The following is a 15,279-nucleotide window of genomic DNA, read 5'->3' on the forward strand; positions in this document are numbered from 1 at the left end:
GGGGGGGGGGTATCTTAGTAGCTGATTAACCATTTTTAATGGTTATGACTGTATCAGGATTACGAGGTTATTCCAGCAGTCGTATTCTTCGCACGCTTATACGTGAGAAGGAAGAAGAAAGGAAGATTATGTTAAATAAGAAAGCGATTGCTGCATTTGCTGCCGGTGCCACACTCGTCTCCGGTTTAGCAATTGCCGCGCCTGCTTTGGCAGTTCAGACGAATGGTGATTCTAACGTTGTTCAGAGTAATCAAGCTACTAAGCTTGATAATGTTGTTTTCAACTTTAAGGTTGGAGATAAGGATCATAAGACTAAGCCTATTACTCTTTACAAGAATGGTGATAAGTACGGTACTGAAAAGAGCGATATTAACTATACTGCAACTCAGATTACTTCTGGTTTGTTAGCTCAGGTGCAGAATGATCTTACTCCTGCTCAGGGTGATTCTGTGGTTGATACTGGTACTATTGGTACTATTACTTATCCTGCGAATATTAACTCTGGTGAGAATACTGTTACGGTTGCTGTGACTTATCACACTGATTTCAGCGATAGTGATGTTACGGCGATGGCTGATCTTGTTGATTTTAAGACTTTTGAAGCTACGTTGAAGCAGCAGAAGAAGAAGATTAGTCCTGCTCAAAAAGCTTTGTTTGATGCAGAAAGAGCGAAGGTAACTGTTACTAAGCTTGATAATGTTGTTTTAAACTTTAAGGTTGGAGATAAGGATCATAAGACTAAGCCTATTACTCTTTACAAGATTGGTAATAAGTATAGTGCTGATGAGCATGCTGATGGTGGTTGGAAGACTGTTTCTGAGATTGGTGCTGGTTTGTTAGCTCAGGTGCAGAATGATCTTACTCCTGCTCAGGGTGATTCTGTGGTTGATACTGGTACTATTGGTACTATTACTTATCCTGCGAATATTAACTCTGGTGAGAATACTGTTACGGTTGCTGTGACTTATCACACTGATTTCAGCGATAGTGATGTTACGGCGATGGCTGATCTTGTTGATTTTAAGACTTTTGAAGCTACGTTGAAGCAGCAGAAGAAGAAGATTAGTCCTGCTCAAAAAGCTTTGTTTGATGCAGAAAGAGCGAAGGTTGAAGAAGCAATATCTAAAGATAAGGCTAGGAAGGATGCTCTTATTGCTGAGGCTGAGCGTTTTGGCTTGCCAAAGAATGTTATTGATTCTTTGAAGGATTATGCTAAGTACAAGGAATCTGCTGCTGTAGCAAAGCTTCTTGAGCAAGGTAAGAAGGCTGCTATAGAGGAGTTAGCAAAGAAGGCTGATGCTGAGGACTTGCACTTTATCGCTAATCTGATTCGTAATTCTAAGAAGTCTACTTTGACGGCTTTGAAGAACTTGCTTAAAGAAGCTGAGATTGCTAAGAGGCATACTAATAATGCTGTAGCTCCTGCAATTAATAATGTTCCTGCATATGATATTGCTGACTTGTTCAAGGGCTTGACTTATGAACAGGCTAAGGCTTTGTACGATGAAATGAACGCTAATGCAGAAGCTGCTAAGAAGGATGCTAAGGATGGCAAGCTTGACGCTGATACAGTAAAGCTTCTTGCTCAAGCTAAAGCTGCTTTCCAGAAGATTGTTAAGGCTACGATTGAAGAGATTGCTAAGCAGGCTGAGAAGGAAGGCTTTGCTTTCGCTGCTAAGCAGATTCGTAATGCTAAGACTGTTGAGGGTGCTCAGGCTGTGTTAGATGTTGCTCGTGCTTCCAAGAAGCAGCAACCTAATCCGGTGGTTCCTCCAACTCCAGTTCCTTCAGCTCCTCAGACTGCTAAGGGTGAGGCTCTTGTTCAGCCTGAACTTCCTGAGTTGTCTGCTGCTGACTTGTTCAAGGGCTTGACTTATGACGAAGCTAAGGCTTTGTATGAAGAGATGTTGAAGAATGCTGCTGATGCTGGTGTGAACGCTGGTAAGGTTGCTGATAGGGATAATGAAGATCCTACAGCAAGGCTTCTTGCTCAAGCTAAAGCTAAGATTGAGCAGATGGCTAAAGATGAGATTGAGAATATTGCTAAGCAGGCTGAGAAGGAAGGCTTCACTTTCGTTGCTAAGTATATTCGTAAGGCTAAGACTGTTGAGGGTGCTCGTGCTTTGTTAGCTGAAGCTGAGAAGAGTAAGCCGGTTCCTCCAACTCCTCCAACTCCTCCAACTCCTACGACTCCTGCTTCTGAAACTAGTTCGGATTCACCGGTGTCTGAGAATGAGTCGACCACAGTGGATAAGGGTGAGTTGAATGTTCAGATTAAGGGTGCTGAATCTGATCTTGCTGCTGCAGGTAATGCTGCTGGTGTGGCTCAGGCTAAGGCTGCTTTGAAGGCTGTTTTGGCTGACGCTAAGAAGGTGGCTGCTGATTCCAACGCTACTCAGGCTCAAGTTGATGCTGCTGCTCGTAAACTTGCTGATGCTCGTAAGGCGTTAGCTGATGCTAAAGCTCACTCTGGTGAATCTACTGGTAAGAATAAATTGCCTAATACTGGTAGTGCAATGACTTTTGTTGGCATGTTTGCTGCAATGGTTGCTGCTGCTGGTGTAGTGCTTTTTGCTGGTAAGCGTCGTGGTGTTTCTCGCCATTGCAACATGTAGTAGCATGGTAGTACTAGATTTAGTCTAGTTTGTTTTTATTTATTGCCTCACTTTGTGGTTATTTTCGCAAAGTGAGGTTTTCTTTTATTAAAACGCAGGGTTATATGTCAAAACGTACTTTGGCTTCATTTCCATTTTTGGGAATAACCCCTGTTTTTGTATATAGTCTTTTGCGGATTACGCTTTTGTGTTTGTCTACATTAGGCTGATTTCTCGTGATTTTTGTGCGAGATTTTTGGGCGTGATTCTTTTGCACGATTTTTGTGCACGATTTGGGGAATAACCTCGATTTGGCTGTTTGAGGGAAGATGTCTACGGTGTTGTAGGGTCGAGTGCACAGGATGCTAACGTTAAAAGGTGCACACACTTTGCACCCAGGGAGCGAAGTGGAAAATGTCAATTAAGCACGATTCATGCACAGTATGATGAAGGATGAATTTCTCAAAATGATACAAAGTTTGGTGGCTGTCGCTTAGAATAACACTGTAAATAAGGGCTTATTGTAGGCTGATGAAATGGAAGAACGTGAATGCAAGTCCGGTGTGAATTGACACTGGATTTTTTCTTTTTAGGGGGTGTGTTCTTTTACTTCTTAGTGGGTTTATAAGTGCTTGACTTATTTTGGAAGCTGAGTGATGTATAGGCTACAAGGAGAATAAGTCAAGAATGAAATATAAGTGGAAAACCAGGCTATTTAATCCTAGTTTGTAGTGATTGGTACAGAGATTTTACCTTTTGCTATTACCACGCCATAGTGTATAGCGTAGCATTCAACATAGTGTTCTCCTCGAAAAACCGTATATTCTTCTCTGGTGTTAGAGCTTGTACCATCAATAATTTGTCCTCTTATACAATTTCGTTTTTTAGCTTCTTCTCCACAGTTGCATACTTTCCATTTGAGACTATATGGTGTTGGGAGATCTGTATTTGTTATATAAAATTCTAGTTTTTTGTTTGGTTTAAGCCAAATACGATTCATTATCATATCTCTTAAATTAGCTGGTCTAAATCCATCTTGTGTTACTTTGCACTCAAGATTAAGCTCACATTGTAAATCAATTGGATAAAAATTTTCGATAAACTGTTCTGTGTCATCATACGAAGTAAAAAGATCCTTGGCTGCTTGTTCGTAGTCACTTAATGGAACAAATCTTCCAAATACCTCTCGCCATTTCTTGTATGACGTATCTTCATTGTTTTCATCAATAGCAACACAACAGAGCTTATAAGCTTCTGCAGCTTTTTCTTGAAAATCTTTCTTGACCTTTACTTTTTGATTGCTGCCTAGAGCATCCCAGGATTCTTGTTTGGGTAAATTGGTTAGATATTTAAAGAAATCTCTAATCATATAATAAGGATGATTTGTATCGTTAAAATATTCATTGTTATCACTGAGAAATCTCCATGCCAGAGTATCTATGAGAAGGCCGCCCATAAGAACATCATGTTTATTTTTCCATGCGCGAGCTAACTTACAAATTTTTCTAGCATTCCCCATAGATGTTTCATCGAGATTGGATATAGCTTTGATCTCATCTCTAGGTTTGGTTGTTTTCCAAGAATCGGAATAAGTATCTGGATACAAAAATGAACCATCATCTTGTTCAAAGACAGGTTGTACTTCAAATTTATAATTTTTGAAATTAACTACAACAACTAGTCGATCTACTCGAAGGTCAGTTTGTGAATAACGTGTGGCTATAGCTTGTTTTACTTTGGACAAAACCTTTTTTGTGCCATCAACTGTATGATAATCATCCCATAAGCTAGAAGGTAGAATATAAAGTAAATCCAAGTCAGAAACGCCATCTATGGCAGTATGGCGTCCCCATGAACCTACCATTAACCGATTGTCTGATTCTGATTCTGAATCTCTAAATTCTTTATTGAGAGCTTTTGTAATTTCATCTCTACGGTTTATAATTTTTTCCTTATTAGAAATCTGAAGATTGTCGAAGATTTTATCAAAAACGTCTAATGCACTCATGTAACTGATATTTCTTCCTTATTCTATTCTTCCTGGGGTTCTGTTATCAATTTCTTCTTGTGATGACTGAGGTTTTTCGTTACCGTTTATAGCAGTGTTAGCCTTGTTATAATCTCTGGATGTTGTTCTAGGTGCTGTTGATAGTACGTCGTGTTCTTTAAGTTCTAGCTCATCTCGAATTTTACGTGCGTCCTCGTCTGAAATGGCTGAAGCTTCGAGATCAGAAATTAATGATTCATATCTTTCGAATAAATAGCGGATTTCAACAGCGGACTTTTGATGTTCTGCTATTTTTGCCTTAAAATCAAAGAATTCACCCGAAAAAGAAGCGCCTGTTGCTAAAGTTGCAATAAGTGCTACGGCGAAATTCCCCCAAATTTTGTTTAACATAATACCAGCAACACTTGTAATCAGTGTGCCTGTAGTTACGACAGTTAAGACAATTGAGAATCTTTTGCGCCATCTTTCCCAGGATTCATATCTGTCAGCAGCTTTTTCTTGTGTGCGATAAGTGTATAAAAGACGATCTGCACGGGCATCAAGTAAATGGATTAGTTTGCTTTTATTTTCCATGGCATACCTCGTACTATTCCATACGCTGTACTTTTTCTTCTATAAATGAAATTTCTTCATCATTAAAACCATACTTACAGTAAAGTTGCTGATCAATATCATCAACGGATTTTGACCAGTCAATGTCTGATGATTCTGTGAAGTTTTGTAAAGGAACATATTTCCATGTACTTTGAGGGTTATCTTGTGTCACTTTTAGAATACCAAGCAAAACACGTGCAAAGCGAGATTTTATATATTTTAGAAGTGCTTCAGCTTCAAATCTAGTATTAAATGAGCCTATGCTAAGAAAAGTTAGCGTATGACCAATCATAGGTTCGCCAATAAATGGTGTACTCAGTACTTCTCCAATTGCGCCAGTACCATTTGATTTTGGAATGATTACTTTGTAGTTGGATAAATTATCTGGTGTTCGCAAATATTTATTTAATATCCACTTAATAGTACGTTTATTATCATCACGACCGTACACACCGACATAATTTTTATTTACTTTATTATCAACAAATAATTCAGGTAATTTTATAAAAACATTTGAGCCAAGATCAAATTTATGACCTTTACTTTGTCTATCAAGTAAATCTGGATGGTCTAAATAAACCTGATTTGTGAGATGATATAAATCCCTAGGATAAACAATTGTATCCAACATTAATGTATCATGCATTTGGACTTTCTTGGCTATAGACGCTAATTCTGGATATGGAATAAAAACATCTATTGGAGTTTTCTTATTACCCCTATCATAAAGGCTAATAGCAACACCACCTTTAATATCAACGCCTTCAAACACTTTTGAACTGTCAATAGAATAGTTCTTGATTGAGAAGAAAGGTGATTTTAAAATTTTCTTATTCCATAGTTTTGGTGTTTTTCCAGCATTAAACAGGAATCGTGCAGGATGTATTAGAACAGCGCAATTAGTAATAATTGTGCTCAAATCAATGAAATTGTTATATATTGGAGATGATCCATTTCCTTCTCCACCATCACTCTCCTGATACGGCGGATTTCCTACTATTGCTCCAAATTCCACTTTTTCACCCCCTTGAATGTTATCTTGTAGTGTAATCTTTTCAAAATCTTTCTTCTGACTAAGAAGTTCAGTTATTTGATTATAGTCCACCTCCTCGTTATCTGTTTTAATATCGAGAAGGTCGTAGCTTGTAAAGTTTTTAGCTATACAAGCAGTATTTAGTCCAAGTATTTCGTAGAAACGTCTTGTGAACTCATAAGCAACGCTTGAAGTAGGAATTGCGTATATGCTGTTTCTTATTTCGTCAAGCGTAAAGCCTAATGCCTGTAGACGCTTTACTAGTGCTACAGTATATTCGCCTGCTTTTGATGCAATATCAAGTAATTTTTCACCAGAAGATACAATTTGACGCAATTGGTCTTCGGAAAGCATTTCTACCATTTCATCCGCTACTTTTATGGGTGTTATGATTTCAGAAGCAGACATACGGCTAAATTTGGCAAGTGAAGTTACTGCACGTTCAAGGGGTTGTAAGTTTTCGTCAGTGGCGAGTGTAGATATATTTTGGATTTTATAATCTAATGCACTTAGCTTAAAAGCATTGAGTGAATTTCGTAAAACCTCTATATCATTTGTATTGATACCTAGGTTTTTAGCGAGTCGATTATTTTTACCGTTATGCAATATTTTTAAAATGTCATCTAATGATTTTACTGATTCTGGGCAAAGGAACGAGAAGAAGAGGATGCGCTGATAATAGGTGCGTATCTTGTTTTCTAAATCTTTGATTTCTTTATCATCTGTTATAGCTGTTAGAGGTGCCTGTCTCTGCGGCTCTGCTTCATCATTATGATCATCCAGCGCGTCATCTGCGTCATCATTAACATCAAAATCCTGTCCACCTGTTTCACTTTCATGAGCTTCTAGAGTTAAGCCTGCCTTAGAGCCAAATGGGTTTTGTGCTTCAATTACATCCCGCATATGCTCATTATTTAGGATAGAGAGATCTATGGGTAAATCTATTACCTCATCGCTAATTGAACGAGAATTGTTGTAGTGACTAACCTCTTTTAAGATATCAGTAGCTTGCACCTGTTCTAGGCGGTTATGATTCATCGTAATAACTGGCGATATACGAAGCTCGTCAGCAATACGTTTGTCGAGCAATGAATTACCGTTCTTTTCAGTGTTAGCATTGTAAATTAAAGATTTTTGCTCCTGCATTGTAAAAAGACGATGTGGGTCAAAATCTACGAGCAGAGTTTGCGGTTTTAGGCACTCTTTGATAATTTTTTTGCCGTCGCTTAGTTCACGGACATACTGGTTTTGTAAGCGAAATATTGCTTGATCGTATTCTTGCGGACTAGATGTGTCTTTTAGATAAATCATTGTATCCCATTGTTCAACAGTTGAACCTGTAAGCATTCTATTTACTGTTAAGGTGAGTGTCTTTTTACCTTCTGATTCAAGTTTTGCAATACGATTTTTAATATCTGTTGGCGTATGGAAGTGGTGTTGTGCATCTAAGCCTGAAATATTTAAAATCTCATACTCACCGAGATTCTTAAATTCTAAAGCATGATCTGAAATTAGCTTTTCCATTGAATCGCAAGAAGCACAATATGGTAAAACCATTACAATATGCCTGCACATTTGACCTTGCTTAATTTTATCGTAGTCTAAAAATCCTAAAAGTTTTGAGTCACTAGAAGTACCATCAATAATTTTTAGAAGGTCAAAGACTTCATCTTCATGTACAAATTTTTGATGACCATTTGTTTTTGTATCTTTCTTAATGGATTGGGGCTTAAAAAGAGCAGATAAAGCAAGACTGACTCCATGCTTTTTCAGTTCATTCATTTTTTCTATAGTTCGCTCGCTTGGGTGAAAAGCAAAACGAATCATTTGAGGAAAACCAAAATAAGGGTTGTCCCATTCCTCAACATCGTCCTTATATAAGTTTTCAGCATCCCAAGCTGCCTGTTCTCGAGCAATATCTGTAAATTGAACAAAAGAAATAATATCTTCTGGCTCAAATTCTGAACCCATTAATATTCGATAAGGAGTACCAGAGAGATGCAATCGAACTTTAGCCTTTAATTCCTTGATTTGCTTATTGGCATCTTCCAGATCTATTTGGTCATCTTCCTGCTTATCAAGAAACTTAATATTGTCTTTTAGGTCTTTTTTCTCGTCTGTTTGCACATTGCGCAAAATCTCGCCATAACTTTGAGCGCGAGCACCAAAATGTGTTTCATCAACAATTAATAAGTCAATTTTATTTTCAAAGACTTGTGCATGCTTTGCCTTAATCTCAGTACCTTGCAAGTCTTGTAATGTTAGGAAAATAACTGCCGTTTCATCTTTAGCATGAATATCTGAAATAGCATTATCGTTCTCTAATAATTCTTTTGAAGTTAAAAAGTTATAGCCTTCAAAATTACCAGGCTGTTCTACGTTCTTCTTCCATTCTTCACGAACGTCTGCTTTAGCAGAAACAATAAGCACAGTCTTTGCATTTATGGCTTTAGCGCATGCAAGTGATGTGAATGATTTGCCAAATCGCATAACAGCATACATTAAAAGATTTGTACGTCCTGAGTTCACTGCCTTTATAAAATTATCAACCGCTTTTTGTTGATTTGGGCGTAGTGTCCACTTTGCTCCTCGCTCATAGTGTACTGTAAGTGCCAAGCGTTCATTGGAATCATAGTAGGCGTATTTATCGCTACGTTCGCCATATTTTTCACAAATATCGTTTATGGCTGCATCAATGTCGGAAGGAATAACCTCTTTAAAAAATTCACGACTATAGTAAAGATCTTTTCTAGGTAAATCTTGCGGTTTTAATCGTTCTTTACCAAGTGATACTTCTAAGTAGTGATGAACAGCATGGTCGCGAAAATAAACATCGTCAGTTACTGTTGCTTTATGCTCATATTCCTTCTTTAAATCTGGGAACTTTTGTTCCCATTCCTTTAAACGAATGCTGACTGCCCGATAAGTATCACCAACTTTGAGATAGTTTGGTATTGTGCCTGTTTGGAAAGCATAAATGTGTGGTGTAACTCTTCCAAAAATAAGATTATCTAGCAATTCAAGATTGTCTACTCGTTCCATCGTTTTTCTCCTGTAAAAGTAAGTCATTAAATGTGTTGATTTTATTAGCGCGCCAATCTTTTATTCTGCATGATGTTGAAGTTTGAGAATCTATATTTTTTTCAGTTTCTTCAAAATCAAATAAAGTTGGCTGAGTATTTGCATGTATCTCACTACAATAAGGCGGATATCCTGTAAGCCCATCCATTTGCCAGATGTTCCAAGAGATGATCGTTGCTATGCTTAAAAGCTCTGACTCTGTAGGTTTTCTATTAAGTGAATCACGCATATAATCAACGTATGTTGCAAGAAGATTTTCTCTTGCCAGAAGCAGACTATCTCCTTGATATTCAAAACCATATATAGATTCAAATGCGCGTTTAGACCATTTGAGCCAATCTGTTTCATCATTAGTATTCTCTTTAACTACTCTAAGCTTGCGATCCAAAAGTCCGATACGTTGATTAAGTGAAATTATTTTGCCAGTTGTTGAATCATAACGACTAACTAAATAAGGAGCTTCTCCGCATGTTATTTCCATTCGACGTTCATCTACATATGAGACCCAACTTTTAGAAGATTTATTTGGAAATTCAATTTTTTCTGTAGTAGAAGTCCAACTTTTGTCGCTAGTATGATTAAAAACATTAGATCTACCAAACCAAGCTTCATCAACAATATTATTTTGTTCATTGCAAATCCAAGACGGAGTAAACACCTCAGCCTTATTTTTAGTTCGAGATGTTTGCAATTCGCGAGATTTTGCAATTCTAGGAGCAATTAATTCAGAATATTTTCCAGTAATAGATGCGACTGTAATTTCTTCATTAGCTTTATGTAAGCTACTAACTTCTTTATAGTCATCTGTGGCCCAAACAATATTACGTTTTGTGGTTCTATCAAGTAACAGAGTAGGTAAAATTTTAGGATAATGTTCAACTAAGGTCTGTTCATCAATATTTTTAGAAAATACGTTTTTAGATAAACATGTTGCACTCATATATTCTTATCCTCCCTTTACCTGTTTTACTTCGCAAATGTCTTTGATGTTGCATTCCAAGTATTGACAGATGCGTAGTAGTGTCTCTGTATTAACATTCTCGTCTTCGTTAATCCTAATTATTATCATAAACTTTATTATTGTCGTAAAGGAGTGGGGAATTATGGAGATTAGAGAGTACAAAAATTTTTGTCTTGATGAGATTGTTAATTTTTACAAGAGTGTTGGATGGACTAATTATTTAGAGCGTACTGATGTTCTTGAACGTGCGTATGCAGGTTCACTTTGTGTGCTCGGCGCAACGATTGATGATCAATTGGTGGGAATTATTAGAGCTGTTGGTGATGGACAGACGATCGTTTTTGTGCAAGATATCATCGTATTGCCAAAATATCAGAGAAAAGGTATTGGTACAAAGTTACTAAAGACGCTTATGGAAAAGTACAAAGATGTATATCAGTTGGAACTGCTAACGGATAATACAGAAAAAACGAAAGCGTTCTATCGTTCCGTTGGATTTACTGCTTCAGATGAGATTGAATGTGTAGCTTTTATCAGAATGTAATATGTGCTTATCGGAATGTAGCGTTTACACGAGTGTGACGTTGTGTATTTAGAGTGTAACGTGCCTGAATCATAGTGTGACGTGTGTGAATCATAGTGTGACGTGCGTTTATAAAAGTGTAGCGTAGTTCTTATTGGAATGTAATGTGTGTTTGTACGAGTGTTATACCTAGAGTGCGTTAATGAACAGCGCTACGTCAAGAATAACACTGGTATTTATGATAAAAATTTATTCTATTTTGTCTTGCGACTTCGCATAAAAATAATCTTTGTGAATAGGTTTGACTATACTAATTTGCTTAATAGCATGAAATAAAGTTCAATAGCATGAAATAAAGTTCAATAGTGTAAATCAAGGATTAGGGGAGAGTTGGTTGCTGTGAAGTCAATTTTTAGCAAAAATAATATTTTTATTCGTATGAGATCTATTAGTCCTGCATTGCGATGGGCGCTTATTGGCTTCTGTTTTTCTATGCTTGGCAATCAAGCGTATGAGGGTTCGGTTTTGCCTTCTATTATTATTGTTGGCTTGCCGGCTTGGGTGATTGGTTTTCGTAAGACTTTTATGACGGTTGCCGATTTTCTTTCGCCATGTTCTGGTTGGATTGTTGATAAGCTTGGCGGTTTTCGCGCTCTTGCTATGACTGAAGGCGTAGAAGGCGTGCTCAGTTTACTACCGCTTCTTATGCTTGGCTCTCCTACTGCGTGGAAGTGGTCGCTTGTTGCTCTTTCTTGCGCATTGTTGATTACGGGGCAAGTGATTGATATTGCTAGTGAAGTTTTCGAGGTTGATGCTGCCGGCGGCGATGACAGCATGATTGTCAACTACAGTGGCATTGTGAGCGTTTTGGCGAGTATTACAGGAACATTGCTCGGCTCTCCATTAGGATCTTGGATTGCAAGCTGGCACATTTCTGCGGTTTTGATTTTCTCGTCCGTGACTTCTTTTGCGGCTTGTGCTACGCGATTTATTATGAAACAAGACATCTCGCAAGCATCTTGCGAAGTAGATGAGGTGTCTAACGAAAGAGTGGTAGAGTCGCCAGAATCGCAAGATTCGCAAGAAAATCAAGAAAAGCAGACGGAGTTGGAAAATATCTCAGATTCCAAATCTGCATCTGAGCAATCTGCATCTGAGCAATCTGCATCTAAGCAATCTACTATTAAGAAATCTGCGAATCCATCGCTCAAGAGTAAAATCATGCTTCTTTTGGGATCTCTCTTGGTTGCTTTTATTCCTGCATGCTCTGTTTCTTATATTCTTCTCGGTATTGGTAAGCAATATAGTTCTAACTCTTTGACGATATTGTATATTTTCACTGGTGTAGGAAGCGTACTTGCGTCCGTTTTATATGCGCATTCGTCTCAAAAACTCGGCTTAAGAAAAGTTGCGATTTTAGGTATTGTTGTGAGCTTAGCTGCTTATTGCCTTATGTTTATTAATCTTTTGCCAATGATGTGCTTTGCATTCTTACTTCAAGCGATTGGCGGAATGCTACTAGTAGAGCCGATTATTGTTGCGCGTCAAATTCTGTTTAAAGGAAGTACGCTCGCTAAGTTTTCCGGTTGGGCGCGACTCGCGTTCGCGATTGGTGCTACTAGCGGATCTTGGATTGGATTTGCATTCTCGTCTACGTTCCAATGGCAGCTTTTGCCTATACTCGCGCTGATTTTCACAGCAGGATTGCTTGTTGTTTTGCCACAGTTACCAAACACTAGTTACGCTACAGACTAATGGTGTTGTGTAGATTTTGACGTAAATTCAAACGTGATTGTAACGTTGATTTCACAATATTTGGGAGTGTTATTGTAAATGAATTTAACAGATGTTCAAATAAAATAGTACGAAAAATATAATAGCAAAGATATTTTAAGGCTGTATGACTCTGTTGGTTGGTCTGCGTATATAGATTTGGTCTGCATATAAGATGATTTAGTTACTTTTAGTGCCATTATATTAGAAAAGAAATAGCAAAAGTAGAAGTAGCAAAAAGTAGAAATAGCAACATGGTAGAAGTGCAATCTATGCTTTAATCGAGCATTAGGCTTTAGGAAAGTGGTAGGTTGTGTTTGCAGGAATGCTGCGGTTTATCCACGCGTTTGCTGCGATTATACTTCCGCTGCCAATTGTAGTTTCTCCACCTAAAATCGTAGCATTTGCATAAATTACAACGTTATCGCCGATATTTGGGTGTCGCTTTCCGCCTTTTATAGGATTTCCATCCTCATCTAGCGCAAAGCTTTTCGCACCAAGTGTTACTCCTTGGTAAAGCTTAACATGATCGCCGATTTTAGTTGTTTCGCCAATTACAATGCCAGTGCCGTGATCAATGCAAAAATATGCACCAATTTTTGCGCCCGGATGAATGTCAATTCCGGTTTTTCTGTGTGCATATTCGCTCATAAGTCTAGGAATTAGCGGTATGTTAAGTTCGTAGAGTGCGTGAGCTGTGCGGTGAATAAGCATTGCATAAAAACCAGGATATGCGAGCGTTACTTCTACTTTACTTGTGCAAGCAGGATCTCCTTCGTATATTGCTTGAATATCTGTTAAAAGTAGCTTTTTAATTGCAGGAAGAGTATTTATAAATTGATCGCAAATTTCTCGAATTTTATTTGTGTTGCTTGTGTAGCATTGAAGTTCGTGGAATATAATGCGTTCTATAGTTTTTAACGCGTTTGAAGTAACTGTATTCAAAGTATCGTTAGTGTTCAAACTAGTATTGAGTTGCGTAGTCTCGTTGCTTAAATTGCGCACATGCAACTCAGGCAAAAGTAGAGCCTGAGTCGCATGTATGAGTGCAATAATATTTCGGTAATTAGGTATGAATGTAGCTTGCCTTATGTCTGAATCGTGAATTGAGTTGAGTTGATTTATAAGGTCAAGGCGATCACTCATACATTTCTCCCGTTATTTTTTTGTTTTTGTTGCTTTCGTTATTTTGTCGTTTCTTTATTTTCTTTATTTTATAGTTTTGATCATTATCTAATAATGTTATTTATTATCCATTTATTATCCATATATTATTTAATCAAAACTTGCGTATTTAAAGTAGACTCCTAAATGTAGTTAGTCTTCAAATAATGCGGTAGACAAGTATCTATCTCCTGAATCTGGAAGTATTGCAACGATGGTTTTTCCCGTGTTCTCTTCTCTTTTTGCTTCTTGAATCGCTGTCCAAACTGCAGCTCCGGAAGAAATACCTACTAGAACGCCTTCTTTTTTACTTATAAGCTTACCGCTTTCAATTGCGTCTTCATCGGTTACATGAGCAATACGATCGTAAATATTTTGGTTGAGCACATCTGGCACGAATCCTGCGCCAATTCCTTGAATCTTGTGCGCTCCTGGATCTCCGCCTTCAAGCACAGGGGAGTTGGCTGGTTCTACTGCGATCACTTCCAGATGCGGATTTTGTTCCTTTAAATATGTTCCTGTACCGGTGATTGTGCCACCTGTTCCAACTCCAGCAATTAGAATATCCACGTTTCCGTCAGTGTCTTGCCAAATTTCTGGACCTGTTGTGTTGTAATGAGCGTGTACATTTGCTTGATTGGTAAACTGTCCTGGAGTCCACGCGTTTGGCGTGTTTTCAACGATTTCCTTCGCTTTGGCAATTGCGCCTTTCATTCCATCTTTAGCAGGTGTTAGCACGAGCTCGGCTCCGTATGCTTTCATAAGTTTTCGGCGTTCAATAGACATGCTTTCTGGCATAACGATAATGCTTTTGTATCCTTTTGTTTGCGCAATCATTGAAAGACCAATGCCAGTGTTTCCAGAGGTTGGTTCAACAATTACTGAACCCGGTTTGAGAGTTCCTGCGGTTTCTGCTTCTTTAATCATCTGCTTTGCAATGCGGTCTTTTACAGAGCCTGCTGGGTTGAAGTATTCGAGTTTTACAAGGATTTTTGCTGATAGATTGTACTCTTTTTCAATGTGTGTAAGCTCCAGAAGTGGAGTGTTTCCTACGAGTTCTTGTACGGACTTGTAGATATTAGACATAATATTTCCCCTTACTTGTTTGTTATTTGTTTTGTTTATGTTTTGTTTTTAATTTTTAAAAAACAATTTTTATCAATAAAGCGACTACTGTTTTATTAGTTGTTTCTAAAATGCCATTTATTCGTTTAAATTTATTCGTTTTAATATTTAACGCGTATTAAATTGTTATCTTTTTAACGTTTTATATTCGATTTTTGGGAAATAACCCGAAATAACCCGATTTTTGGCATAAAAAAAGAAACAGCGCGCTGTTTCTTGAATCGTAATTTGCTGTGTTTTAACGTAAATGCTTTTTAACACAGGCTAGATGATGCATACTTAGTGCTTGCAAACATCATTCCGATTAAGAAATGCGCAACAGCATACGTTACAACAACAATTTGTCATCATATTTGTATGATACATGTGCACTCCTTTTACTTCTCGAAATGGTGATAAGTGAAGACTATAGCGAATGTATTT

The 15,279-nt window shown here is 37.7% G+C and carries 10 protein-coding genes and 1 pseudogene; 4 read left to right on the top strand and 7 right to left on the bottom strand.

Annotated elements, in window-relative coordinates:
* Positions 1 to 38 precede the first annotated feature (38 nt).
* A complete protein-coding gene (locus HMPREF3230_RS06625; protein WP_230955921.1) occupies positions 39 to 2,615 on the top strand; it encodes an LPXTG cell wall anchor domain-containing protein in 2,577 nt (858 codons plus the stop codon).
* 700 nt (positions 2,616 to 3,315) lie between these two features.
* On the opposite strand, the gene HMPREF3230_RS04490 is transcribed toward HMPREF3230_RS06625, so the two are convergent.
* Genes HMPREF3230_RS04490 through HMPREF3230_RS06725 form a run of 5 tightly spaced genes read right to left on the bottom strand, consistent with a single transcriptional unit; the run spans position 3,316 to position 10,379 of the window.
* Positions 3,316 to 4,602, bottom strand: coding sequence for a nucleotide-binding domain-containing protein (locus HMPREF3230_RS04490; protein ID WP_075523755.1), 1,287 nt, complete (start codon positions 4,600 to 4,602; stop codon positions 3,316 to 3,318).
* An 18-nt stretch (positions 4,603 to 4,620) separates the two neighbouring features.
* On the bottom strand, positions 4,621 to 5,175 hold the full coding sequence (locus HMPREF3230_RS04495; protein WP_075523756.1) for an SLATT domain-containing protein: 555 nt from the start codon (positions 5,173 to 5,175) through the stop codon (positions 4,621 to 4,623).
* Positions 5,176 to 5,188: 13 nt separating this feature from the next.
* Positions 5,189 to 9,271, bottom strand: a complete 4,083-nt coding sequence (locus tag HMPREF3230_RS04500) for a DEAD/DEAH box helicase family protein (protein WP_075523757.1) — start codon at positions 9,269 to 9,271, stop codon at positions 5,189 to 5,191.
* Positions 9,249 to 10,250, bottom strand: a complete 1,002-nt coding sequence (locus tag HMPREF3230_RS04505; RefSeq protein WP_075523758.1) for a restriction endonuclease subunit M — start codon at positions 10,248 to 10,250, stop codon at positions 9,249 to 9,251. The genes HMPREF3230_RS04500 and HMPREF3230_RS04505 overlap by 23 nt, the downstream gene beginning before the upstream one ends.
* Positions 10,251 to 10,256: 6 nt before the next feature.
* The gene (locus tag HMPREF3230_RS06725; protein ID WP_082266289.1) at positions 10,257 to 10,379 is read right to left on the bottom strand and encodes a helix-turn-helix domain-containing protein; all 123 of its coding nucleotides are present in this window, start codon (positions 10,377 to 10,379) and stop codon (positions 10,257 to 10,259) included.
* A gap of 34 nt (positions 10,380 to 10,413) precedes the next feature.
* Between HMPREF3230_RS06725 and HMPREF3230_RS04510 the strand changes: the two genes are divergently transcribed.
* From HMPREF3230_RS04510 to HMPREF3230_RS06440, 3 genes and pseudogenes are all read left to right on the top strand, one after another.
* The gene (locus HMPREF3230_RS04510; protein WP_075523759.1) at positions 10,414 to 10,815 is read left to right on the top strand and encodes a GNAT family N-acetyltransferase; all 402 of its coding nucleotides are present in this window, start codon (positions 10,414 to 10,416) and stop codon (positions 10,813 to 10,815) included.
* 378 nt (positions 10,816 to 11,193) lie between these two features.
* Positions 11,194 to 12,549 (top strand): MFS transporter, encoded by a 1,356-nt coding sequence (locus HMPREF3230_RS04515; RefSeq protein WP_075523778.1) that lies wholly within the window; start codon positions 11,194 to 11,196, stop codon positions 12,547 to 12,549.
* 78 nt (positions 12,550 to 12,627) lie between these two features.
* Positions 12,628 to 12,738, top strand: a pseudogene (locus tag HMPREF3230_RS06440) (N-acetyltransferase); the annotation flags it as partial.
* Positions 12,739 to 12,855: 117 nt separating this feature from the next.
* Here HMPREF3230_RS06440 and epsC read toward each other — a convergent pair.
* Both epsC and cysK read right to left on the bottom strand, forming a co-directional pair.
* On the bottom strand, positions 12,856 to 13,713 hold the full coding sequence (gene epsC, locus HMPREF3230_RS04520) for a serine O-acetyltransferase EpsC (protein WP_075523760.1): 858 nt from the start codon (positions 13,711 to 13,713) through the stop codon (positions 12,856 to 12,858).
* A gap of 171 nt (positions 13,714 to 13,884) precedes the next feature.
* Positions 13,885 to 14,817, bottom strand: coding sequence for a cysteine synthase A (gene cysK / locus HMPREF3230_RS04525; RefSeq protein ID WP_075523761.1), 933 nt, complete (start codon positions 14,815 to 14,817; stop codon positions 13,885 to 13,887).
* Positions 14,818 to 15,279: the final 462 nt, after the last annotated feature.

The organism is Gardnerella vaginalis, from assembly GCF_001563665.1.
In the GTDB taxonomy this organism is placed as follows: domain Bacteria; phylum Actinomycetota; class Actinomycetes; order Actinomycetales; family Bifidobacteriaceae; genus Bifidobacterium; species Bifidobacterium vaginale_A.

Bases quoted from the DNA above. Each gene is read 5' to 3' on its own strand.
- epsC (WP_075523760.1), bottom strand. From the start codon at position 13,713: ATGAGTGATCGCCTTGACCTTATAAATCAACTCAACTCAATTCACGAT.
- HMPREF3230_RS04505 (WP_075523758.1), bottom strand. From the start codon at position 10,250: ATGAGTGCAACATGTTTATCTAAAAACGTATTTTCTAAAAATATTGAT.
- HMPREF3230_RS06725 (WP_082266289.1), bottom strand. From the start codon at position 10,379: ATGATAATAATTAGGATTAACGAAGACGAGAATGTTAATACAGAGACA.
- HMPREF3230_RS04500 (WP_075523757.1), bottom strand. From the start codon at position 9,271: ATGGAACGAGTAGACAATCTTGAATTGCTAGATAATCTTATTTTTGGA.
- HMPREF3230_RS04490 (WP_075523755.1), bottom strand. From the start codon at position 4,602: ATGAGTGCATTAGACGTTTTTGATAAAATCTTCGACAATCTTCAGATT.
- cysK (WP_075523761.1), bottom strand. From the start codon at position 14,817: ATGTCTAATATCTACAAGTCCGTACAAGAACTCGTAGGAAACACTCCA.
- HMPREF3230_RS04510 (WP_075523759.1), top strand. From the start codon at position 10,414: ATGGAGATTAGAGAGTACAAAAATTTTTGTCTTGATGAGATTGTTAAT.
- HMPREF3230_RS04495 (WP_075523756.1), bottom strand. From the start codon at position 5,175: ATGGAAAATAAAAGCAAACTAATCCATTTACTTGATGCCCGTGCAGAT.
- HMPREF3230_RS06625 (WP_230955921.1), top strand. From the start codon at position 39: ATGGTTATGACTGTATCAGGATTACGAGGTTATTCCAGCAGTCGTATT.